Raw genomic sequence first — 21,779 nt, forward strand, 5'->3', positions numbered from 1 at the left:
TTATTTCCGGTTGCCGATCTGAGCACTGCGCACCATGTCGCCCGGCTTGATGCCATAACGCTTCGCAGTGCCGCCATTCAGTTCAAGCACAAATTTTACCACTCCGCGGGAGCTGATGATCGCTTCCGAATGGGGAACCGCGTTTTCGTGGATATGGGTGATTCGGCCGTCCCGGGCGATGAACAGCATATCGAGTGGAATAAGGGTATTCCTCATCCACATAGCCACGTCCCGCTCCTGGCCAAAATCGAACAGCATGCCGTTTTCAAGTGGCATTGATTTGCGAAACATCAGCCCCTGTTCGCGCTGGGCGTTGTTGAGGGCAAGTTCCGTAACGAAGTCATGGCTTTTCCCGGCGGCGCTTTCGATCGTCAGCGGCTCGGATGTGAAATTCTGCTGCTGAGCCTGGGCGACGCCTGCGAAGGTGAAAAAAAGAAGCGCCAGAACGGCGCTCTTCATCACTGTGCGAAACAAGGCGGTCATCAGTGGGACATCCCGATCGGGGCGGGGTTGTCGGGATGGATTTCCGCCGCCATCAAACCCTTGTCGCCATCGCCATAACGCACCAGCACCACCTGGCCGGGGCGCAGTTCCGTCAGGCCGAAACGACGCAGCGTTTCCATATGCACGAAAATATCTTCGGTTCCTTCGCCACGCGTCAGGAAGCCGAAACCCTTGGTGCGGTTGAACCACTTGACGATGGCGCGCTCAAGCCCGCTCGAGGGCGTGACCTGCACATGGGTGCGTACCGGCGGCAGCTGCGAGGGGTGAACGGCAGTCGACTGATCCATCGAAAGGATGCGGAAAGCCTGAAAGCCCCGGTCGCGCCGCTGGATGAGGGCGACGATGCGGGTTCCTTCGAGAATGGTCTGGTATCCGTCGCGGCGCAGGCAGGAGACATGCAGCAGCACGTCCTGAATGCCGTTATCGGGCACGATGAAGCCGAAGCCCTTGGCGACGTCGAACCATTTCACGACGCCGGTGATCTCGACCAGGTCCACGGCATCGCCCGAAAGGTCCTCGACATCGACTATCGTTTTCGATGACATCCTATCAGCCATATCCTGCCAACCCCTCGATTACGCGCCATACACCGGTCAACTGATTCCTGATTACCAGATTAACATCTTGGTAACGGTTCCACGCAAGCCCTAGTTTTTGATTTGCGTAGCTGCTTTTATGTCGCGGTCCTTGTCCGGGGCTTGCCATGATGCGTTTAACGGCACCGGACCCGTGTATTGGAGAGGAAGAAAATGCGGTATCTGCACACAATGGTTCGCGTCAAAGACCTTGGCGAATCAATGAAATTCTATTGCGACCTGCTTGGTCTCGAGGAAATACGCCGAATCGAAAACGAAAAAGGCCGATTCACTCTGGTGTTTCTTGCGGCGCGCGACGACATTGCTGCCGCACGAGAAAAAAAAGCGCCTTCGCTTGAACTCACCTACAATTGGGATACAGAGGATTACACCGGTGGCCGCAATTTCGGGCACCTGGCCTATGAGGTCGACAATATTTACGACTTCTGTGCGCGGCTTCAGCAAAATGGCGTCGTGATCAACCGGCCGCCGCGTGACGGTCACATGGCCTTTGTCCGTTCCCCCGATGGTATTTCCTTCGAAATTCTTCAGAAGGGCGAAAGCCTCGCACCAGCCGAACCGTGGATATCTATGCAGAATACCGGTTCCTGGTAGGGATTTTCCCGCCAACAGCAGCGGTTTCGGGCGCTCTTGCCTTGTCACAATCGGATGAGGCATAGTCCGCGAATCGAAACGGCCAATCCCGTTTTGGGGAAAGCAGACGATTCCGTTCCCGTGCTGCTGTTGTAAATGCAAGATACGGAGGCCACCCATGAAAGCTGCAGATGGCGCGAAAGGACGCGTTTCCTGTCAGCGTCTTGTCATTGCCGTTTCGCTGCTCGGGCTTTCCGGATGCGTTTCGGCCATGACTGACGACGAGATGGTCGCCAATAACAAGAAGCCGGAGATTGCCGCACAGCAGAAGCCGCAGACGGCCGCCGCCACTCCGGCGGCGGGCGCGCAGCAGGGGCATTATGTCGATCCTGCCGTGGCATCGGCGGCCGGCGCAGCAGGTCCGACCCAGCAGCAGGCTGCGGCCGGTCCGGCCCAGGGTTATGGTGCTGCTGCCGATATTGGCGGGCTTACAACGCAGCCGACTGCGATTTCCGCCGGGACATCCAGCATCTACTCCACAGCACCTGCCGTTGCGGCGGCGGGCGCATCCGGTACGGTTGGCACGCCCGGCGCGCCATCGCAGAAAATCATCCCCGCCGTCAGCAGCGTCTATTCGGCACCGGTGCAGGCGGCACAGCCCCAGCCCGTTGCAGCGCCGGTTCAGGTGCCGGCAGCGGCGCAGCTGCCAGCGGAACAGCACAGTGAAAACCGCCAGGCAGTTCCCGTGCCGCAGACGGCGTCTGAGCAGCTTGCTGCGGTGGCTGCCGCACAGCCGGCTGGCGAAAGTGGGCAGGAAGGCGAGGGCAAGGGCGTGACGCTTGCGGCGTTTTTCGCCGGCGCGGCCAAGAAGCGCCTGCCGAAAATGATTGAAAGCGGTTCCGCCGAGAACACGCAGGTTGCGGCGCTGCCCGGCGCTGCGGACAGGACGATGGGCATTGCGCTTTCGGGCCGCTCGATGATGTCCGATGAATTCGATGACGCGCATCTCGAAGACGAGGATGATCAACCGACCGGCCTGATGAAGCTTGCTTCGCTCTCCGGCCTCACCCGCGTTTCGCCGAACGGGCTTTTCCTGCAGACGGATCACGTTGAAGTCGGTTGTTTCAAGCCGGAGCTGGTCCGGATGATCAAGGATGTCGAGCGTCATTACAACAGCCCGGCCATTGTTACCTCGGGTTATCGCCCGCCAAAGGGCATAAGGCAGGGTTCCAAGCATTATACCTGCGATGCTGCCGACATTCAGATCAAGGGCGTCTCCAAATGGGAGCTTGCAACCTATCTGCGTTCCCTGCCGGAGCGCGGTGGCGTCGGCACCTATTGCCATACCGAATCGGTGCACATGGATACGGGTGAACCGAGAGACTGGAACTGGCTCTGCCGCCGCACCGCTGCGCGGAAATAATCTCCGGCGTGACTGCAAAATCCGGAGCGTTCGCGCCTGAAATCCATCCAGTCTGAGTGCGAATGGACGTGCGGCACGCCATGCTGTAGGAGACGGTTCCCTGTCTCCATGCGCATGGTGTCCTGTAAATGCTGCCGATCTCCACCTTTCCCGTCTATATCATCTCCATTGCCAGGGCGCGTGCACGGCTCGACAAGATGCTGGACGGCGCTTCCGGTCTCGGTCTTGATTTGCGGCCGGTCGAGGGTGTCGACGGCAAGACCATTCCTCCTGCCGAGTGGACGGACTTCAACCAACGCGGCTTCGAGCTGCGCAACGGCCGCCATGCCTTGCCTGGCGAATATGGCTGCTATGCCAGCCACATCAAGGCGCTGGAGATTTTTCTGGCGAGTGACGCGCCGGTTGCTGTGATCGTCGAGGACGACGTTGCCTTTACCCCGGACTTTTCCGAACGGGTCAAAGCCATGGCTGCGATCATGCCGGAAAACGCGATCGTGAAGCTGACCAACCACCGCCGCAGCGGCTTCAAGGGCAGGAAGACCAGCGCTCTCGGAGACACGTTCGGGCGCTGCATTTTCGGCCCGCAGGGATCCTCGGCCTGCTACATCATCTCACGCGGCGGCGCTGAACGTTTCCTGAAAGCTGCAAGGGTAATGACGCTGCCCTTCGACCGGGCGCTGGAATGCGGCTGGGGCTATGGCACGCGCGTTTATGTGACTGACAAGGATTTCCTGCCCTTTGGCGACCCGGACACGCTGGTCGGCACGCGTGCCGAATATCGCGGCAGCAAGTTTGCCCGGTTCAAGCGGGTGCCGGCTTATCTGGCGAGCTTTTATGACAATATTGCGCGGTATGTTTACGCCTATCTGTAACGGTAGGGCGTCACAAAAGGCTGTTCACCGCACGACATCCTCCCTTTGAACCGCCTTGCGGCCCGTGAGGCTTTCTCTTTGAATGCTGAAGAAAACTGGCTTTGCGGCTGCGGCGCCGGTTTCGTGCGGATGGATCGTCGAGCCTCCCGGCTCCCACCAGTTCGGGTGTTTCTGGATCAGAGACCAGGCATGAAGCCGTTCGCCATGCCACTGCTCGTTATCTCCAAGTTCCTGATACAGGCCGTGAAGAATGATGCTTGTCCACGAGCTGGTGCTTTTGACCTCATCGACCTGAAGGCAGACATGCGGGTTCAAGCGCATGCTCTCTATCTTTGCTCCCGTCATCGAAAAGCTGTAGATTCCGCCCTGGTGAGACACGAAATGGATCGGCACGACGTAGGGCCTGTCATGATCGATACAGGCAAGATGCCCGAAGCTCATGCGGGAAAGGAATGTGATGCATTCCTCCGATGTCATTTCTTCCAGATGGACACTTGAAGCCATGATGCTTGCTCCGCTCTGGACGGGAGAAAACGATCCTTTGATCGCTCCGCCTTCATTTTCCCATCTGTCAACGGCCGGGCCTGCGGATTTTTGAGCAGATGTCCGCATGTCGCCGGCTTCATGGTGAGACGCCGATGCCACCGGGAATGCCTTGCGTATCCGCGAACCGCCTTCAATGACCGCGATGACAAGCCGCCTGTAAGCGCCTAGCCTCGTGACGTCGCGTGAAGTTGCGGCACCTCTTTCAAGCATGCCGATCACTTTGGCGAGCAGTGCTGCACGATCCGAACCGACATTTTGTTTGCGATTGATGGAAGACATTTTGTCCTCCTTTGGTTGGGGCCAAGGCATGTGTACCTTTACACAACAGCGCCCGCTTCAATGCTGTCGTTGATTTACTCTGCGCTCAATGGGGGTGATGCGCAAGCACATTGCTTGTCTGGAAATCGTGCCGAATGGAAAGCCGCTGCCGCTTTACGGCCGGCATGCAGTGCGTCGGTTTTCAAATCGAATAGTCGCGGGGGAACGTTCTAGTCCGTTTGTTTCAGGACGAGTTTTGTCAAAAGGTCGATCTGTTGCTGCTGTTTGTCGACGAGGGCTTTCAACTCGGTGGAACGCATCTGATCGAACTTGTCGTGCAGCGCCATTATCTCGATTTCCGCCTTCAGGTTGACCTCATAGTCATGCGCGGCGTCTATCCGATCCTTGGCCGCATGGCGGTTCTGGCTCATCATGATCACCGGCGCCTGAACCGCTGCGAGCATGGACAGGATGAGATTGAGAAAAATGAACGGGTAGGGATCGAAGGCGTTCGAAGCCGCTACGATGTTCGAGCTCAGCCATATGGCAAGAACAGCTGCAAAAATAAGGATAAAGGTCCAGGAGCCGCCGAATTTGGCAACCACGTCGGCGAGGCGCTGGCCGGGCGTCAGCCTCTCGTCGAAAACCGCATTCGCGTCCGTCGATATGGTGCGTCTTGCCGCAAGATGACGAAATATCGCTTTTTCCCTGTCCGGCAGCAGTTCAAGCGGTTTGCCCAGGTAGCGGCTTGCTCCCTCCGCCAGATCCTGCGGTATGAGCATGTCACTGTCGTCTTCGATATGGGTTGCCATTGTTCTTTCTCCCTTGGCCCGCTGCAAACCGGCGACCGCCTGGATACTCAAAGGCCGCCCGCATCATGCCCCGACCGGTCCGCCATTCGGGCATATCCATCCTACCATGCTTTGGGCTCAGCAGCCTTATCGGCCGGTTCTGGAGCGAGGAGACGGCTTGTCGGGGAGGGTGGCGGTTTCAGGGAAAATAGCTGCGCGAACGCAACCACATGGCGCGCGGCAATAACAGGCTACCACCGCCGCCAAAATGTATAGAGGCGGATGGGTGTCTTAAGTGACTGATATGTTTGATGAAGGTGGTGAGAGCGCAGGGATTCGAACCCTGGACCTACTGATTAAAAGTCAGAAAAGTCTATATGTAAATGCCTGTATTTGCTTCATTATTTTGAACTGTGTTTTGAGTGTGCGTAGAAATGTGCGTGTGAGACTGCGTGTTTTGGTAAACTCGAAGAGTGCGGAAACACTCACATTGTCGTGAAGGGCGGACTAGCAATTAGATTTCTACGCAGCTTTAGGTGGTTGCCACCCGAGAACCGGTCCGACATGTATTGAGATACCGGATGCAAAGGAATCCTGACGATAGGGGGACCCACGGTACAGGATCACTTTACAGGTGTCCGCAAGCTGCCGGTAAATGGCATTCTCTGTGGCGCAACTATGCAATAAAGCAATACTGAAGCTCTCAACACGATCAGACGCGGTAACAGTCACATATAAAGCTTCGGTATCTGGTTCATTCACCACCACGCTCCATCCTGCTTGTCGTAACGGTCGGACTAAATCCTCCATGCACTCTTGTGAGAGGAGAGCTTTCCGAAGCAGAACGCCATTATCAGTTGGCATCTTCGGAACCAGCCGACCGTGTTTGTGATAGATTTTTTCTTCCATCGTGTTTTGCAGCATCTGCGCTTCGCCTCTGAAAAGAGCTTGCTGCCAAAGAAGCTTGCTATCGTCGTTCATTTCGGGGAGCCAAAACGGAACCCGATGGGTCTCATCGTACCATGACTCTATTGCTGCAAGTGTGGCGAGTGCCACTACGAGACGCTGGAAGTTTGTTGCCTTTTGCCAAGACGAGGCGGTTCCGTGTGCAAACATGTTTCGATTGAGCCACGTTACGCCTTGGTAGATTTCCGTTCGGCAAAAAAAATGGTTTTTTAGCCAGCGACGGAATGTCTCGAAAGCGAAGACACGTTCATCCTGAGCGAATAGATAAGTGGGTTCTTTGTACTCTGAAGGAACCCACATTCGATCGAAGTGCAATTCGGCGGCGGTGCGGATGGCACGGTTTATAGCGTGGTCGATCTTATCGTGTACGGAGCTATCTTGCGGCAGGTTTGACGCTATTCGAGTCAATGCTCCCTCGATGGCCGGTATAAGCGCGGCTATGCTTGAAGCCCGATAACCGGCGTATTGGCTAAGGTAGGCTTCGCGTGCCAGTGGCACGATTTCCTCTAAGCTGCGTGCCATCGGCATTATTTGAGCGATACAGATGGCTTGGAAGGGCAGAGTGTATAACGTGGATGTGTGGTAGTCGAAGAACTCAATCGCCCGTTGTCGAGAGCCGTGCTTAACGGATTGAAGAAGCTCGCCAACCTTTCCAAGTGGAATCCACAGCGGCAAAAACCACTCGACCTTATCCCAAAGTAAGGCTTCCTGTTCCCGTGCAACTCGTCTCGTTTCCCAAGCGCTGTCGCCGGTATGTGGTATGGTGGGAAAGCATGCTTTCCTACCATTGGCCTCCAAGACTATCGAAGGAGTTGTATTGAACGCTCCCACGTCCTCTGCCCTTGCGGAGATATTAGAAAGCCCTTTTTCGGAAGCCCATTTCTCAATAAGTTCAGGCGTGATGCTATCGGTCGATTTATTCTCGAATCTGCGCCAGATGCCTTGAAACCGGCTTTCTATCTCATCTTGGGTAAGACTTTCCGACATCTGAATAACTTAGATACCCTATTTAGTCAGGCGCTATTTCGCCAAATTCTTGGCCTTTGGCGAGAATGCGCAGAACCACGACGTTATCATCCTCCACGATAAACGCCACGCTGGCACTGCGTTCAAATCCGATGATACGTAGCCCGGAGCGCACTTCCTCGCGCACGGTCCCGCGCTCGGGAAAAACGTTCAACGAACTCAGAAATCCACTAATCCGGTCAATGTATCGGTCGGCGGTGATGGTTGAGCCAGATTTATCAACGATGCGGGCATGTATCCGCACGATGTCGGTCTGCGCCTCAGGCGACAGGCGCACAGCGTAATGCTTCATTTAATCGCGGCCTTCACCCTTGGCGATGCGGGCGCGGACGCTCGCCATGCCTTCATCAAGCGACACAGCACGGGTGGGGTCTGCCTTATGAGCGTCGTAGGCGGGGGCTACTTCATCCCTCAGCCAGCGTTCGACAGCGGCATCTCGTGCGGCGAGGGTACGGAGGCCGTCGCGGATGACTTCACTTTCCGTGGCATATTCCCCCGAGGCGACCTTCGCCTTGACCATTTCGGCCATATCAATGGGGAGTGTGATGCTGAGAGACTGTGTGGTGCGCATGATCGTCACTTTCGTTTCTAACCTTTTATACCACGCGACACGATTTAATCCTACACTTTCCTGACGGTGTTCGCTGACCTTTTGGCGCGCTGGAGAAGGTGGGTGCAATAGTGAAGCCCTCCTAATGGCCCTAGAAAAGTGAGAGTTGTCGGTTCTCTGCTTCGTGTTTTCGCCATGTCTTGGAATTGGCCGCAGCATCCAGTTCGGCGGCGACATAGGCGAGCGGCCCGCCTGCCTGCTCGATGAAAGCTGGGTCTGTGAAATGCGAACGGTAGCCGGTTTCCGTTACGGGCAGGGGGCAGCGCACGGGGGCGATGGTGGTAAGGGTAAGGTGGCAGGGGCTATAACCCTCGCAACGCAGCCAGTTACGCTCGTAAGTCACCTCGATGGTGATGCCGCGCCAGTTCAGGGTGTGTATCTCATAGCAATGTTTGTTCATGGTCTCTTCTTTGGATTGGGGTTGCAGTCATGCAACCTTGCCCATCGGCGAGATCGGGGTGTGCAAGTGGCAAGGAGAATCCGTCCGGTTGGTGCGGGCGCACAAGCGTAGCGCGGAGCCTCGGCCGGAAGGATTGTGCTTGCCGCGCGCCGAGGGGCAGGCCCCTAAGATCTAGAAACCACCGCCTCTAAACGGGTCTTTGAGCTCCTATTGACTCAGAATCATCACACGGGCAGGATGCACTTGGCCTGACGCACAGGCCGGTGTGCCCACCACGCGAAGCTTTGCAGTGCGTTTTATTGATCAAGACTGACACCGTTCCTTTGGACGGGTCCGGTCGGCAGTGGGCACCCGGTTGGATTCGTTACAACAAGGAATGGATCATCATGGCCATCGACATTCTCACTACGCTTAAAATCGTCGCCAAGAAGCTGGCACGAAAGCGTCGTATTCAACATTTCGCTGCTTTGGAAATCGTCGCGCGTGAAGTGGGTAAGCCTCACTGGCGCGGACTCGCTGAAGCCTACAAGCAGGGCTGGCAGCCAACCCCCGCACAAATGGAAAGCCTGCCGGATTTACTTTCGGAACCCGTGGGCGCTTCTTCGACGCAAATTGCCGGTCAAACCACTGATGTACTTGCGTTTGGCGATAAACTTGCCTTTAGTCGTTGGGTTCCTGATGACGTAAAACCCATGGAAGCCGATGAAATTTATGGCGAGCTTGATGGTCGTAAGTTCTATTTGGTCGGTGATGAGTTTAGCATTGCCTTCGGCTCGCAAGGCTGGGAAATCGGCCTTGATCAAGCACCTTCAGCCAAGCCCGAACTCAGGCGTTTGGGTGGTCGCGTTAAATCCGTGGAGGCACTCGACCTTGCGTTTATCGAGCGAGCCACCCAACTGCTGAAGATTCGCGCCCGCCGCATGCATGCCGACGTTTCGGCCAATTGGCCGCGCCGTTCGACTATGCCGGATCAGCAAGGTCGGGCGCTGCATCCCTTGGGCGGCGGCTTATCAGCGGAATGGCACTGCCTGCATTGCGACGGTGTGCATGATGGACATACGATGGCAAAAAACCTCTGGCATTGCATAGACTGTGGCGCGACGCCTATCGACATCTTCCCCACACCGTTCTGGAACGGAGTTGAGCAGTCCGCTTAACAAAAACCATGGAAAGGAAGGCATAGACAGCTACGCCTTCCTTTTTCGGTTTAGTATTCCTCTGCCAGCATAATGGTGAGTACCCGCTTGGTGACAGCGGGGTTTGCCGGATCATCGGAGCCGTACTCCATGGTTGGGTCGTAGTAATCGATTTTCCACAAGACCTTCTGCCCCTCGACGGTCACTGCCCCGAAATCGTGCTCCCCGCGCGGATCGTTGTCCGGCGTGAACGTGTCGAAACCTTGTACGGCCTCCACGATGTGGGATCGGGTGATGTCCGGCAGGTTCTGGATACCGGAGGTCATAAGCACGGTGCCCGTAAGCCAGGTCGTGCGGAATGCATCGTTCAATTCTCGGATACGGGTGGTGCGAGCGGTTGTCATGGTTTTGTCCCTTGTCTTGGTTTCCTTCGTAGGACAGGGAAACAGGTCCCGTCCTGCTTCCCGGAGCCGCGCGAGCGGTGGGGATGGAAGGGGACAACAGGGATTCGCGGGGAACCGGCTGCACGCAATGCAGCGTAGCGGAATGAAGGAAGCTGGGCGGAAGACCTGTTTGGGGAAGAGAAGGGGCGAAGCCACTCGGCACCCCATACTATCTCAAATAAACAAGCGTAAGACCAATCAAGCTTACCTCAATCGATGATTGTGATGGCGTATTTGTTCAAGCCATTGGACAGTGCAGAGGAAGTCGGCGTAAAATAGCACTATTGCAAAGAGTAAGCAGTTCTTGACGCGGGAAGAGATTACTATCTCACGAGTTGATAATGCGCTTCGCAAAATGAGACTTATAGGTGCTGCTTTTCATGTCCGACGATAAAGATGATTTCAAACACGTAGCACTAGGCCGAACCTTTCGGGAGCTTTCCAGCAGCGCAAGTGAAAGCGATGACTCTGATCTGTCGAAAGCATTTTATGAGTCCGGCGGCATTGGCTGGAGCAATCTACAACAGGAATACCGTGTCGTCATTCTGTCTGAAGCAGGTTCGGGTAAGACAGAAGAATTTCGGACAGTCACTCACCAGCTAAAGTCAGAGGGTAAAGCAGCGTTCTTTCTGCGATTGGAGAATATCCCAGCCCACTTCTCAACTGCATTCGATATTGGCACTGAACAGGAGTTTGCCGATTGGCTTGCATCGGGTGAGGACGGGTGGGTTTTCCTCGACTCTGTTGATGAAGCTCGCCTACGCCATCCCAAAGATTTTGAGTTGGCGCTACGGCTTCTCGGCGACAAGCTCAAACTGGCCCTTGACCGGACCCACATATTCTTGAGTGGCCGGATGTCAGCTTGGCGCCCGAAAACAGATCTGGATAGAGCTAAGGCTAGCCTACCTTTCGCGGGAACCACCAAGGTTGCTGACGAGCCAGTAGAACGCGAAGACGGCGACCTGTTTGACGAGAGTGAAAATGATGACGCCGAACATGGCGAGCATACCTTCGTTCCCAGAACTGTTAACGACAAGCCTAACTCGACAGCTCCATTCAGGATATTGGCCCTTGAAGGTTTGTCGCGCGATCAAGTTGAAATCTTTGCCGCAGCACGAGGTGTCAACGATGTGAAGGCTTTTGTTGGTGCAATTGAGAGAGCGGACGCATGGTCCTTTGCGGCGCTTCCGCAAGATCTGGAAGATTTGATTGCCTCGTGGCTTAAGCGCGGTGCGATTGGCACCCGAGGCACCATTATTAGAGATGGTATCGAGCGTCGCTTGAAGGAAAGGGACCAAGAGCGTGCGGACGCTGTCCCGTTAAGTGACGCTAAAGCTTGGAATGGCGCATTGCTGCTTGCTGCCGCAGCAACGCTTACCCGTAATCCATCGATCCAGGTACCTGATGGGAAAGATGGCCTCGATGGAATTCCAGTCGATAAGGTGTTGCCTGATTGGTTGCCTGAAGAAAGAAAGGCACTTCTTGAGCGCCCGATCTTCGATGCGGCGATATACGGCTCCGTGAGATTCCACCACCGCACAGTTCGCGAGTATTTGACAGGTGAGTGGCTCCGCCAAATGCTTCTACACCCGGCATCGCGACGGGCTATTGAGGATATGTTTTTCAAGGTTCAATACGGCGTCGAGGTTGTCGTCCCGGTCATGAGGCCGATTCTGCCCTGGGTGGCACTTTATGATGATCGCATCAGGGAACGGGTGCGTAAAATCGCGCCAGAAGTGCTTTTCGAGGCGGGCGATCCTTCCTCCCTTCCGCTTCCGACACGCCAGCAAGTCTTAGGCGAGATCACTCAGCAACTTACCGAAGGACGTTCACCGACAGCACCAACCCATTTCGCTGCGGTTCAGCGCTTTGCCCACCCGGACCTGAGCGACGATATCCGTAGGCTTTTAAGGGAACATGAAGCTAACGACGAAGCCGCTAGCTTCCTTTTACGCATGATTTGGATCGGTGAAATCAAGGATGCTTTACCGGAGGCTAAACAAGAAGCATTATCACCGACGTCGAGTAAGTATAGACGGATTGCGGCGATCCGCGCTGTTCAGGCTGTTGGTTCCGACGAAGATGTGCGCGCTATTCGCGAGGCAGTTGCTGCTGAACCTTCACCCCCCAATAGGGAATGGCTTAACGAGCTCTGCGAGACGCTCAAGGGAAGCGATGAGGAACTTGAATGGCTTCTCGGCATGCTTGCCCGAACGGAGGCAATCGAAAAATACTCGGTGGACCACCTCCAGGATGGTGCCACAAAGTTCGCCCAGCGAATCCCGATCAAGCAAATACCGCGCCTTCTGGACGGTTTTTATCAGCTTCTGTCTATCTCGCCTTATAAGGACGCCAGCTACTGCAAGATATCCAAGCGATATAGCTGGCTTCTCGCTCCTGCCACTTTAGGAGTGGAGCGACTTGTTAGGGCGAGAGATGACGCTGCCGTCGCGAAAACGACGCTGTCCGTGCTTGGGATGCTTACCATGTCCAGGCACTATGGGGCCGAGATGCGGGAGCTGAAAGCAGATTTCGCTGAATTGGTTCCTTCTTGGCCTGAACTGAACCGGGCGCTTTTCTGGTCGGAAGTCTCTAGGGCGCGAGCCGACAAGGCTGGTACGGGCTTACCCCGCGTAACGCAAACATGGCATGCGTATTCGTTTGGCGGATTATGGAAAATCGCTGGTGAAGACTTTAACTACTTCGTCGCAGAGATCAGCGCGCGCAACGATCAAGACGACAAGCTCGTTGCCTTGTCAGGTGCAATCGACGCTTACGTCCAATTGGGGAGAGGAGCAGCCAGACTCAAGCGGCTAAAGAACGCCGTTTCGGGTAACTCCGAACTCACCGGTCAACTTGAACTTTTCTTGCACCCTCCAAAGCGTGACGACGAATATTCGCGTCAGGAACGCAAATGGAAGCAACAAGCCAACGCCCGTGCTCGTCGCGAGAAAGACGACCTGAAAAAAGCGCGAGAGCATATTTCAAAACACTTGGAAACCGTACGCGACCCCGGTTTTTCTGACCCCAATGATGTCTCGAAAACGCAGTGGTACCTTCATCATCGAACAACAAATAGAGGTGAGCGAAACGGTAAGTGGACCACTGGCGACTGGCGTTCCCTCGTTCCTGACTTTGGGGAAGAAGTAGCTCGAGCCTACCGAGACGGTACGATTTTACATGCCCATCGGGCGATGCCGAGGCTCCGCTCTGAGGGTACAGAAGCGAATCAAACGTCAGCATCAGTAATTTTTGGGTTAAGCGGACTTGCTATCGAAGCCCGTGAGACAGCCAACTGGGTTGAAACTATCAGACCTCAAGAGTTGGAGCGCATCTGGCGTTTTGCTTCACATGAACTCAATGGTTTCCCCAATTGGTTTCCTCGGCTGTATGCTCAACATTCCAAAGTACTGACCGCTTCCATAATGAGGGAAGTGGAGTACGAGATATCAGCCGAGCCTGATGACGGAATGCACTATATTATTGATGATCTTGCTTGGTCAGGAAAATGGGCATGGGCTGAGTTAGGACCAGCCGTCTTCGATCTTCTTCGTGAGCGTGAGCCACGGAATGACCAAACATTGAATAAGCTGCTCAGTATCGTTCTTGGGTCCGGTGTGCCAGATGATCAGCTTGAGGCCTTGGCAAAGTCGCGGGTTGAGAATCCAGAAACGCGCCACCCTGTTCAATGGAACGCCCTGTGGACAGGTATCAACCCTGAAGAAGCAATTCCTGCCTTTGCCGCGTATCTCGACGGACTGCGGCAAGATAATCAGGCGCCCACCGATGCGATGAGCTACGCCAATCACCTTTTTGGCGACCGGTATAGTGATTTTCCAATCTCACGAACAGCTTTTAGGCAGCCCCGTTTTTTGGAGCAGCTCTATGTGCTGTTACACAGGCACATTCCCCGCTCAGATGATATCGATCGCGCTAATGGCGGGATTTACTCTCCAACAATACGTGACCGGGCTCAGGATTCACGAAACGCAATATTCAACCTTCTACAAGCGATTAGCGGGAAGGAAGCGTATCTGGCGATGAAAAATATTGCTGATAAAGAAACTGATGCCGAGGCTAGTCGATGGATTGCGCACAGGGCACATCAACGCGCCGAGCAAGACGCCGATATGAGCGAGTGGACACCTGAGCAAGTGCGGGAGTTCGAGGAGGAGCAAGAGCGTACTCCTCGAAATCATCGTGAGCTCTCCGAACTGGCGGTGAACCATCTGCTGGATTTGAAGAGCGATATGGAGGACGGAGACAGCAGTATTGCGGGTGTTCTCCTCAGTATTGAAAGCGAGGAAGTAATGCGTAACTTCCTTGGCCGTGAGCTTGAACGTATGTCTTCAGGCAGATATCAAATACCTCAAGAAGAGGAACTTGCTGACGAAAAGCGGCCGGATCTTCGCTTCCACGGCGTTGGGATATCTGGCCCGATTCCGACCGAGTTGAAAATCGCAGACAATTGGACTGGCCCACAGCTTTTTGAACGCCTTGAAAATCAGCTGTCTGGAGACTATCTCCGCGACCGCCGCTCCTCCCGAGGTATCTTCTTACTCGTCAATAGAGGCCAAAAACGCAAACGTTGGCAGCTTCCCGACGGCAATTTGGTTGATTTTGAAAGTGTTGTCGACGCGCTTCTCGCGCATTGGGAATTGCTCGCGCCAGCATATCCGGGTGTGGATGAAATCCGTGTTGTCGGCATCGATTTAAGCAAGCGACATCGGCATACGTCTGCCCGTACAGAAGAAAGCGAGGCCGCAGTTCGTGTTTCTGAATAAGTCTTTTGGGGGATTCGCGGGAATTGGCTGCACACAATGCAGCTGGGTGGAGACTATTTGGGGAGAGGGAACGAATCCAGTTGGCGCCGCAAAATAGGCAAACTAAATTAGGGTTCACTCCGCCAGCCCAGTTCGACTGCAATCTGCCGTCTATACGGAGTGTCTATCTGCCGGGGTGCACGCGTAATATATTCTTTAGCTTTAGCGCGAGTGTCACCAGTTAAAGAATCTAAATACTTGATTGCTTCAGATTGGGTTGGAGCGCTTTTAGCATCATTAAATTTGGGCGGGAGAGCCGTCCATACAACTCCTTTAACATCGCGAGCCGCCGCCCAATCGGGCAAAGATGGAATTGATTCTGGCGCTTCCTCTCCCACAGACCAGGTTGCAATATACCTTCTGCTTGTTCCCTCGCGTTCTACCAAAGCTCCATGTGCCTCAGCCACATTTTTCACGGTCATGACAGCCCAAAGGCAGGGGACTTCTGGAGAGTACGGTTCAATTACCAGCGTTAGACGGCCATCATTTGATTGACGTGCAAATTCAATGCGTAGATTGGGGCCGTCCTCAAACCACTCCTTTTCTACCGGAAGACTTCTGGGGTCCCAAATGAGTGAACCCCAGCCTAAACAGGCGATTTTCATTCTTATCTTCCCTATGTTTGCATTTGTGTCGATTGTTCACGGAAGACACGAAGCTGGCAAGTATTCAAGAAATTCGATTGTTTAGAGGAATCGTGTGCTCCGTTACACCAAAGTTACATGAACCCAGCATTGCTGCGCTAAATTCGCGTAAGTGTTTGGAAAATTTGGCGCGCCCGAAGAGATTCGAACTCCTGACCCTCAGATTCGTAGCGGCCACAGGGCGAATTTTTTACTTGATGAAAAATCATCAAGCGACTGTTATTTAATCATTTTATTAAAACTGTGTTTCGTCATTACTTCACTTTTCATGTAACATTTGGTACAAATCCGTTACATGGAAGTTACATGAAATGCCGAAGTTATTCTTAACTGATCCGTTCGTTTCCGGGGCGTCCTGTCCTGCCGGAAAGGATCAGGAAATTTATTGGGATTATCCCGTCGGAGGAGACGGTGTTATCCGCAGTGGCTCCGTGTCGGGGCTTGGCCTGCGTGTTACGGCCCTGGGGAACAAGACATTCGTACACGCCTATGTCTTTAACCAGAAACGCCACCGGAAAGCCCTAGGCTCGAGCATAGTCTTGAGTGTCTCATCTGCGCGAATGGCAGTTGTCGAACGTGAAAAACAGCTCGAAGCCGGTGAAAACCCCGACCTCGATGAAAATGATCCGCGCCGCGTCCATCTCATGACCGTTCGCGAAGCCATCGATCGTTACTGGGAGACACACGTTTCCGAATTGTCGGAAGGATACAAACATTCTTTCATCATGCTGATGGCAAAATGGCTCCGTCGCCCTCCCAAGGTTGTGACCAAGAGAGGCAAGAACATCCGTAGCTATGTCGATCTGGGTACGATGTTCGCGGACAGACCTCTGGCCTCGGTCAAGCCGCTGGATATTGAGCGATATCAAAAGCAGTTCGCGTCATCCTACGTCTACAATACCGCCCTTCGGCACGTTCTAGCCCTGTTTAACTGGGCCATTCGTATGCAACTGGTCGATATGCGCAATCCCGCCCATCCCCTGCGAAAGCGCAAGGTCATTCGCCAGCGACGGGACTATTCCATGGAGCAAATCCAGCAGATCGCCGCACATATCTTCTATCCAGTGTTCGAGGCGGTACCGGAGATCGAGAACCTGACCGGTTTAGCCAAACGCAATGAAGCGCTGGCCAAGGCCCACGCGCTGACCACCAACGATCAGATGGCCGAACTGTGCAACTATATGGGCATCCTGTTCCTGACCATGGCGCGGCCCAGCGATCTCGCCAAGGCCGAGTTCGGGCATTTCGATCTCGATAAACTCATCTGGAACAAGCACAACACCAAGGGCATCAAGCTGTCGCGTTCGCTCTATGAGTACGCCTACCGGACGGTGCCGATCCACAGCAAGGTTGCGGTGATGATCCGCGCCCAGCGGGACCGCTGGCCGGATAGCCGTCTCGTGTTTCCATCCCACACGGACCCGTCGCAGCCGCGCGACAACTTCCGCAAGGGTCTGGCGCGATTTAAGACATTGAAGGGAGTGCCTGACCATTTTCAGCTCTACGACCTCAAGCGCATCGCAATCTCGCTGATGCTGACGGGGCAGGGCGTCTCCCGCGAAGCGGTTTCCCACTACGTCGACCACAAGGGCAACCTTGAAACTACCATGATCTACGACCTCGGGCTGGTCGATCCGCTGCGGCCTGTGACCCAGCGGCTTGGCGAGCTGGTTGGCATCTAGGGCAGGGGTCATTTTTCCCATCATGGGCCTCGACCATAGCAGCCGTCTGTCCCACCGTATCCGCGACAAGGAAAGGGTCGCGTTTATGGAGCCGATGCAGGCGTTAGTACTGACCGGTAATCAATTGGACGAGATGTTGCGGGAGGCCGCACGACAGGGCGCTGCCCTAGCCGTGGCCGAACTGCGCAAGGAAATCCATCAGTCGCCGGATGATATCACCTTGCAGCGACTGCGGACGTATCTCCGAGACCCGGCGTCTGTTCCGAACCCGCACGACTGCTGGGCGCATAGCGGCGTTATCCGCCAGATCGAACCGACACCACGGGGCAAGCCGAAATCGTCGGCATGGTTCATGAAGCTCCAGCGGGAAACCGGTCTTGCTGGCTGCTACACCCGCCCAAGCCCCGCCTATGGCCGCCGCCGCGAATGGTCGTTTGCCGATATCAGGCTGGCATGGGATGCCTACTATCGCAGACGCTAGCCAAGAGTCTCCCTTTGCGCATCCCAAGCCAGTTTCAGGCCGTAGGCGGGGTCAAGATCGTTAGCCGAAGGGCTAATCTGGACACCGGTGCTGGGTTTGTTATCGAAAAGGGGGCTGTGAATATGAGCCCTTCCCGAATAGGCGTGATGGTTTGACCGTCCAAGTATTCCTATCCCACTCCCACCCAGAGAGCGACGAGAGCGGCAAACACTAGGAGAACCCAAGGGCATTCATTCAGAATGGCCACAAGGGTGCCGATGAGGATTGATGCCGCCATCAGACCCAAATAGAGGGTAAGCCCGGCTAACCCAAGTTGAAGCATGCTACGTCTCCTTCCTGAATCAAAAGCGCCCCGAAGGGGCGCGGTGCACAAAACGTGAGGCGATGCTGCTGGAGGCCGGAATCTCCTCCCGGCCGCCTGTGTCATTCGGCCGGAACCGTCTCTCCATTTGCCAGATACGAGCATTCCAGCTTCCCGCCCGCGACATAACAATCCTTTGTATTGGCCGGCAGTTTGACCGTCTTGGCGGGTTGTCCCGCCTCGGCAGGAGTGCAGACCGCGAACACGTCGAAGGGAGATTCATAGAGGTTGGCATAGTGCCGGATGCTGCCTGCGACACGCGGTTGCAGCGGCGAGGCGTCCGCTCCCTCTCCGGCCCGGATCACCACATCACGAACGGGGAAGCCGCATACATCGGCGTCGCCCTCGTTCGAGGACACGGCCGAATGCACCCGGGGTTCGTTCATCACGTCCTGAGAGTTCGGGTCGGTTGCCACCGCATCCTGTATGACCTTATCCCGATGGGCGGCTTCCTCCGGGCTGCCCGGCGCGAACGTGCGGCCGCAGATCACCACATTAGCGGGATGCCCGAAAGCGGACTGCGGCATGAACGTAATCACGTAGGGGCCGGTTTTGGGGAGCGGGCCGAACCAGTAGGCCCCGTCGCCGGTTGCATGCCCCGGTTCATCCAGAACCGGAATCCGCTGTTCTTCTGACGCGGGGACAGGTCGGCCCGAGGCATCGAGTGTCTGCATCGTCACGGTGACATAGGCCCCGCGCTTGAAGTGGCCGACAAACTCGGCCGCCGTGCCCCGGTACCCAAAGCATCCGCTTTCGGCATCGAGTTTGAACGACTGGCGCGCGGGCAGTGGCCGGACTTCCTGTTGGGCAATGGCAGGTGCCGCCCCCAAAACAAGGCAAAGGAGAATGGCTACGGCTTGCATATGTTGGCCTTGAACTCTTCGACCGCCTTATCCAGCGCCTGTTGATGATTACCCTTGACCTCTTTGAAAGTTCCAGCGGCGACGGGTCCGAGATGGGTCTGCCACTGCCCCGCTGCCGTAGTCGGGTCGAAGCTCGCGCACTGGCCGGGGCTTTCGACGCACTGGACCGATGCGCCCTCCAGCTTCACTTCACCCCCACTCACGAATGTCACCTTGGTCAGGTTCGACAGGTCAAAGCGGAATGTGCCGTTCGGCATGGGGTTCTGTGCGCCCTCGGCCGGAGTCATGCCGACCACGTAGCGGCAATCATCCTCCTTGGTGACAGACAGCGCCATGAGACTACGCGGCGCCATACCGCCATGTGCGACCTTGAACTGAAGGGTTAGCGGGTTGTCGCTCGACTTTTCAAAGACCACGGCGTCCAAGGTATCTTTGTCATGTACGCCAAAGACCATAAACATCACGGCTTCTTCGGGTGTCTGGGCGTTGGATTCGGCCGGGCATGCGGTGGCAAACATGGCGACGGCCGCAATCATGGCGATTATGGGTTTATACGGCATGGAAACTCCGGCCCCATGGAAACGAGTTGAAGGCGGAATCACTGTCGTCGGGGGCACGGCGATATCCGCCGCACGGCCTTACCGTTGGCTGAAAATGGATATCAAAAATCACGACTTTTGACGGCCGCGCATGCCTACGCCCGAACGGCACGGCGCGCGTAATCCTGCGCTGAAAATCCAAGTAGTTTCAGTATTGATAAAGTTTATAGGCAGTCATAAATTGTGAATCCGTCCTACTTGCAAAAGTCGTGATTTATGATGCTTAGAATAATTTGGTAACATATTAGCAATACACGGATTTGATGTTTGTTCTGCCATTGTCTTCCGTAAGCCCCAACGGGGTGCAGCCATGATCTACGGCTATGCGCGCGTATCGACTGAAGCTCAGGACCTCGCCTACCAGCTGGACAAACTGCGGCTGGCGGGCTGCGAGCACATCTTCCATGAAAAACGCAGCGGCAAGAACCGGACCGACAGGCCGGAACTTGCGCGGTTGCTTGCCGCTCTCCAACCCGGCGACGTCATGTTGGCTACCGCGACGGATCGCGTGGCGAGGGCTCCTCTCGATCTGGTGGCCATCCTTCATGCCGTGAAAGAAGCGGGCGCAGGCCTACGGTTACTCGATGAGCCGTTCATCGACACCACGTCCGAAATGGCGGATTTGATTGCTTTTCTGGTGGGATGGGCCGCCCGCTGGCAGCGGCGGCGCATCCTGGAGAATACCGCGCAAGGCAGGGAAGCAGCGCGGCAGCGCGGGGTGAAGTTCGGACGCCCGCGCAAGCTGGGGCCACGGGAGCGGGAGACGATTGCGGAGCGGCGGGCGCAGGGGGAAACGTGCGGGCGAATTGCAGGCGACTTTTGTGTTAGCAAGAGCACCATTCGGCGGCTATGGAAGGGAGTATGATGCTGGCTGATGTGGCTGATGCGCTACGACAAATTATCTACAAACGATCTAAGCAAGTGAGATGCCCCATCGAGTGACATCGGGCTTATACCAAGAAAAACACCTGCGTCAGGTCCGCCGCGCACACGGATTCCAAAAGCTTTAGACTGAGCAATGGACTTGGCTTCTGCAATTGTCAGCTGCGAAGCGATGTTCGTATAGATGCCTTGTACGGTTCTAGAGCAGCGATCAAACAGCTCTATGACTGTTTCCTCGGGGTTCTGGATAACGAGTTCCACGAGAGGAAAGTTCGTGAGTTCTTGTTCGCGCCCCTGTGACTCGATGACAGCAAAAACAAAAAAGCCATCGGGTTTTGCAAAACCGAGCAGCATTTTATGATGGCCATACAGATTGTCACGCTCTCCCCGTACATATAACGCGCCTTCTAAGGCTTGAATTGACCATGAAACTGGAGTTTCCCCGCCAGTGACAACGTTAAGAGACTCAAGGTCAGTAAGGGGTAATATTTTAATTTCGCTATTTGGTGTCGTAGATGCAATCTCAAGGAACTCTGCATGTATACCCATGTCGAAAACATATCGGGCAATCTTAGCTGAAAGTATCTGAGAGCGTGCAATATGATCTGGCGATGGATTGCGAAACGAAAATTGATGCACTCCAAATCGTGCCCCTTCGCGGAAATAGCGCAATCGTCCTCCCAGAAAGACAAGGGTTGCAGCGCTCATGCAGTTTCCATCGTTTATTTTTCGCTTCTTCAGAAAACCACCATCGTAGTCTCCATCCAATACAGACTGCCCAATATGGGTTGAAAACCAGTGATCCCGAATAACACGCCCGATATTGATTGCTGCATCAACGTCACCACCCGGTGAATTAATGTATATATGAGTACGGGGTGGAATTTCTGAACTCTGTAAAAACTCGATAAACCTTTCGTCGTCTCCTACCGCAATAGAGCCAAATGCGTTGATGCAGTAGTATCCGCCCAAAGCCTGCTCTAGTTCCGTTTGCGGTGGCGTGTATTCAAACTGCACGTGTATGTCTCCCCATTTCCCAAAAATTGCGGAATTGTAGCGTCAATATGGGCCAATGCCCTATGATTAAGTTTGCTCACGTTCGACTCTGCGAGATTATTAATCACTGTGCTCTGGGGTGATTTTGTCTCTCGCATTGATGATTCAAAACTGGACAAGATGTTAGAGCTGGCTCGGGAAATTTGAACAGCGGGGATAAGTGGAATTTCTGCCTGACTTCGGCTTAGATGCCGTGAACAGGAGATACCATGACGAGACGACCGCGCCGGAACCACAGCCCGGC

21 protein-coding genes are annotated in these 21,779 nt (G+C 55.1%); 8 read left to right on the forward strand and 13 right to left on the reverse strand.

Annotated elements, in window-relative coordinates; translation table 11 throughout:
* Positions 1 to 483, reverse strand: a complete 483-nt coding sequence (locus OK142_RS20825) for a DUF192 domain-containing protein (RefSeq protein WP_498684891.1) — start codon at positions 481 to 483, stop codon at positions 1 to 3.
* Positions 483 to 1,061: a cold-shock protein gene (locus tag OK142_RS20830; RefSeq protein ID WP_035242409.1), complete on the reverse strand. Its 579-nt coding sequence runs from the start codon at positions 1,059 to 1,061 to the stop codon at positions 483 to 485. Before OK142_RS20830 ends, OK142_RS20825 begins: the two co-directional genes overlap by 1 nt.
* A 192-nt stretch (positions 1,062 to 1,253) precedes the next feature.
* On the opposite strand from OK142_RS20830, the gene OK142_RS20835 reads away from it, so the two are divergent.
* The 3 genes from OK142_RS20835 to OK142_RS20845 all read left to right on the forward strand — a co-directional run bounded on the left by OK142_RS20835 (position 1,254) and on the right by OK142_RS20845 (position 3,968).
* Positions 1,254 to 1,694: a VOC family protein gene (locus OK142_RS20835; RefSeq protein ID WP_035242411.1), complete on the forward strand. Its 441-nt coding sequence runs from the start codon at positions 1,254 to 1,256 to the stop codon at positions 1,692 to 1,694.
* A gap of 157 nt (positions 1,695 to 1,851) precedes the next feature.
* Positions 1,852 to 3,096 (forward strand): YcbK family protein, encoded by a 1,245-nt coding sequence (locus tag OK142_RS20840; protein WP_498684894.1) that lies wholly within the window; start codon positions 1,852 to 1,854, stop codon positions 3,094 to 3,096.
* A 128-nt stretch (positions 3,097 to 3,224) separates the two neighbouring features.
* Positions 3,225 to 3,968 (forward strand): glycosyltransferase family 25 protein, encoded by a 744-nt coding sequence (locus OK142_RS20845; RefSeq protein WP_498684895.1) that lies wholly within the window; start codon positions 3,225 to 3,227, stop codon positions 3,966 to 3,968.
* Positions 3,969 to 3,992: 24 nt separating this feature from the next.
* On the opposite strand, the gene OK142_RS20850 is transcribed toward OK142_RS20845, so the two are convergent.
* From OK142_RS20850 to OK142_RS20875, 6 genes are all read right to left on the reverse strand, one after another.
* Positions 3,993 to 4,793, reverse strand: a complete 801-nt coding sequence (locus OK142_RS20850; protein WP_498684896.1) for a pyridoxamine 5'-phosphate oxidase family protein — start codon at positions 4,791 to 4,793, stop codon at positions 3,993 to 3,995.
* Positions 4,794 to 5,002: 209 nt separating this feature from the next.
* Positions 5,003 to 5,584 carry a DUF1003 domain-containing protein gene (locus OK142_RS20855; RefSeq protein WP_498684897.1) on the reverse strand — a complete coding sequence of 194 codons (582 nt, stop codon included), beginning with the start codon at positions 5,582 to 5,584 and terminating at the stop codon, positions 5,003 to 5,005.
* 501 nt (positions 5,585 to 6,085) lie between these two features.
* Positions 6,086 to 7,516, reverse strand: a complete 1,431-nt coding sequence (locus OK142_RS20860; RefSeq protein WP_498684898.1) for a hypothetical protein — start codon at positions 7,514 to 7,516, stop codon at positions 6,086 to 6,088.
* Positions 7,517 to 7,538: 22 nt separating this feature from the next.
* The gene (locus OK142_RS20865; RefSeq protein ID WP_498684899.1) at positions 7,539 to 7,847 is read right to left on the reverse strand and encodes a type II toxin-antitoxin system RelE/ParE family toxin; all 309 of its coding nucleotides are present in this window, start codon (positions 7,845 to 7,847) and stop codon (positions 7,539 to 7,541) included.
* Positions 7,848 to 8,126, reverse strand: coding sequence for a ribbon-helix-helix domain-containing protein (locus tag OK142_RS20870; RefSeq protein ID WP_313609398.1), 279 nt, complete (start codon positions 8,124 to 8,126; stop codon positions 7,848 to 7,850).
* A gap of 130 nt (positions 8,127 to 8,256) precedes the next feature.
* Positions 8,257 to 8,565 carry a hypothetical protein gene (locus OK142_RS20875; RefSeq protein WP_498684900.1) on the reverse strand — a complete coding sequence of 103 codons (309 nt, stop codon included), beginning with the start codon at positions 8,563 to 8,565 and terminating at the stop codon, positions 8,257 to 8,259.
* Between the two features lie 386 nt (positions 8,566 to 8,951).
* Here OK142_RS20875 and OK142_RS20880 point away from each other — a divergent pair, with 386 nt between their 5' ends.
* Entirely contained in the window at positions 8,952 to 9,722 is a 771-nt protein-coding gene (locus OK142_RS20880; protein WP_498684903.1) for a hypothetical protein, read from the forward strand.
* A gap of 50 nt (positions 9,723 to 9,772) precedes the next feature.
* Here OK142_RS20880 and OK142_RS20885 read toward each other — a convergent pair whose 3' ends face one another.
* Complete coding sequence (locus tag OK142_RS20885) at positions 9,773 to 10,105, reverse strand: DUF3768 domain-containing protein (RefSeq protein WP_498684904.1); 333 nt, start codon at positions 10,103 to 10,105, stop codon at positions 9,773 to 9,775.
* A gap of 419 nt (positions 10,106 to 10,524) precedes the next feature.
* Here OK142_RS20885 and hyoA point away from each other — a divergent pair, with 419 nt between their 5' ends.
* The gene (gene hyoA / locus OK142_RS20890; protein WP_498684906.1) at positions 10,525 to 14,928 is read left to right on the forward strand and encodes an NACHT domain-containing antiphage protein HyoA; all 4,404 of its coding nucleotides are present in this window, start codon (positions 10,525 to 10,527) and stop codon (positions 14,926 to 14,928) included.
* Positions 14,929 to 15,035: 107 nt separating this feature from the next.
* Here the strand turns inward: hyoA and OK142_RS20895 are convergent, their stop codons facing one another.
* Positions 15,036 to 15,572: a hypothetical protein gene (locus tag OK142_RS20895; RefSeq protein ID WP_498684907.1), complete on the reverse strand. Its 537-nt coding sequence runs from the start codon at positions 15,570 to 15,572 to the stop codon at positions 15,036 to 15,038.
* Between the two features lie 350 nt (positions 15,573 to 15,922).
* Here OK142_RS20895 and OK142_RS20900 point away from each other — a divergent pair, with 350 nt between their 5' ends.
* Together OK142_RS20900 and OK142_RS20905 are read left to right on the forward strand one after the other, a co-directional pair.
* Positions 15,923 to 17,293, forward strand: coding sequence for a tyrosine-type recombinase/integrase (locus tag OK142_RS20900; protein ID WP_498684910.1), 1,371 nt, complete (start codon positions 15,923 to 15,925; stop codon positions 17,291 to 17,293).
* A 22-nt stretch (positions 17,294 to 17,315) separates the two neighbouring features.
* Positions 17,316 to 17,774, forward strand: a complete 459-nt coding sequence (locus tag OK142_RS20905) for a hypothetical protein (protein ID WP_498684911.1) — start codon at positions 17,316 to 17,318, stop codon at positions 17,772 to 17,774.
* A gap of 423 nt (positions 17,775 to 18,197) precedes the next feature.
* On the opposite strand, the gene OK142_RS20910 is transcribed toward OK142_RS20905, so the two are convergent.
* Entirely contained in the window at positions 18,198 to 18,998 is an 801-nt protein-coding gene (locus tag OK142_RS20910; RefSeq protein WP_498684913.1) for a hypothetical protein, read from the reverse strand.
* Positions 18,986 to 19,558 carry a hypothetical protein gene (locus tag OK142_RS20915; protein ID WP_498684915.1) on the reverse strand — a complete coding sequence of 191 codons (573 nt, stop codon included), beginning with the start codon at positions 19,556 to 19,558 and terminating at the stop codon, positions 18,986 to 18,988. Before OK142_RS20915 ends, OK142_RS20910 begins: the two co-directional genes overlap by 13 nt.
* A 349-nt stretch (positions 19,559 to 19,907) precedes the next feature.
* Here OK142_RS20915 and OK142_RS20920 point away from each other — a divergent pair, with 349 nt between their 5' ends.
* A complete protein-coding gene (locus OK142_RS20920; RefSeq protein ID WP_313609388.1) occupies positions 19,908 to 20,462 on the forward strand; it encodes a recombinase family protein in 555 nt (184 codons plus the stop codon).
* A 23-nt stretch (positions 20,463 to 20,485) separates the two neighbouring features.
* Here the strand turns inward: OK142_RS20920 and OK142_RS20925 are convergent, their stop codons facing one another.
* The gene (locus OK142_RS20925; RefSeq protein WP_498684917.1) at positions 20,486 to 21,496 is read right to left on the reverse strand and encodes a COG3904 family protein; all 1,011 of its coding nucleotides are present in this window, start codon (positions 21,494 to 21,496) and stop codon (positions 20,486 to 20,488) included.
* Positions 21,497 to 21,779 lie beyond the last annotated feature (283 nt).

The organism is Agrobacterium sp. BT-220-3, assembly GCF_025910175.1.
GTDB lineage: Bacteria > Pseudomonadota > Alphaproteobacteria > Rhizobiales > Rhizobiaceae > Agrobacterium > Agrobacterium oryzihabitans.

Bases quoted from the DNA above. Each gene is read 5' to 3' on its own strand.
- OK142_RS20825 (WP_498684891.1), bottom strand. From the start codon at position 483: ATGACCGCCTTGTTTCGCACAGTGATGAAGAGCGCCGTTCTGGCGCTT.
- OK142_RS20830 (WP_035242409.1), bottom strand. From the start codon at position 1,061: ATGGCTGATAGGATGTCATCGAAAACGATAGTCGATGTCGAGGACCTT.
- OK142_RS20835 (WP_035242411.1), top strand. From the start codon at position 1,254: ATGCGGTATCTGCACACAATGGTTCGCGTCAAAGACCTTGGCGAATCA.
- OK142_RS20840 (WP_498684894.1), top strand. From the start codon at position 1,852: ATGAAAGCTGCAGATGGCGCGAAAGGACGCGTTTCCTGTCAGCGTCTT.
- OK142_RS20845 (WP_498684895.1), top strand. From the start codon at position 3,225: ATGCTGCCGATCTCCACCTTTCCCGTCTATATCATCTCCATTGCCAGG.
- OK142_RS20850 (WP_498684896.1), bottom strand. From the start codon at position 4,793: ATGTCTTCCATCAATCGCAAACAAAATGTCGGTTCGGATCGTGCAGCA.
- OK142_RS20855 (WP_498684897.1), bottom strand. From the start codon at position 5,584: ATGGCAACCCATATCGAAGACGACAGTGACATGCTCATACCGCAGGAT.
- OK142_RS20860 (WP_498684898.1), bottom strand. From the start codon at position 7,516: ATGTCGGAAAGTCTTACCCAAGATGAGATAGAAAGCCGGTTTCAAGGC.
- OK142_RS20865 (WP_498684899.1), bottom strand. From the start codon at position 7,847: ATGAAGCATTACGCTGTGCGCCTGTCGCCTGAGGCGCAGACCGACATC.
- OK142_RS20870 (WP_313609398.1), bottom strand. From the start codon at position 8,126: ATGCGCACCACACAGTCTCTCAGCATCACACTCCCCATTGATATGGCC.
- OK142_RS20875 (WP_498684900.1), bottom strand. From the start codon at position 8,565: ATGAACAAACATTGCTATGAGATACACACCCTGAACTGGCGCGGCATC.
- OK142_RS20880 (WP_498684903.1), top strand. From the start codon at position 8,952: ATGGCCATCGACATTCTCACTACGCTTAAAATCGTCGCCAAGAAGCTG.
- OK142_RS20885 (WP_498684904.1), bottom strand. From the start codon at position 10,105: ATGACAACCGCTCGCACCACCCGTATCCGAGAATTGAACGATGCATTC.
- hyoA (WP_498684906.1), top strand. From the start codon at position 10,525: ATGTCCGACGATAAAGATGATTTCAAACACGTAGCACTAGGCCGAACC.
- OK142_RS20895 (WP_498684907.1), bottom strand. From the start codon at position 15,572: ATGAAAATCGCCTGTTTAGGCTGGGGTTCACTCATTTGGGACCCCAGA.
- OK142_RS20900 (WP_498684910.1), top strand. From the start codon at position 15,923: ATGCCGAAGTTATTCTTAACTGATCCGTTCGTTTCCGGGGCGTCCTGT.
- OK142_RS20905 (WP_498684911.1), top strand. From the start codon at position 17,316: ATGGGCCTCGACCATAGCAGCCGTCTGTCCCACCGTATCCGCGACAAG.
- OK142_RS20910 (WP_498684913.1), bottom strand. From the start codon at position 18,998: ATGCAAGCCGTAGCCATTCTCCTTTGCCTTGTTTTGGGGGCGGCACCT.
- OK142_RS20915 (WP_498684915.1), bottom strand. From the start codon at position 19,558: ATGCCGTATAAACCCATAATCGCCATGATTGCGGCCGTCGCCATGTTT.
- OK142_RS20920 (WP_313609388.1), top strand. From the start codon at position 19,908: ATGATCTACGGCTATGCGCGCGTATCGACTGAAGCTCAGGACCTCGCC.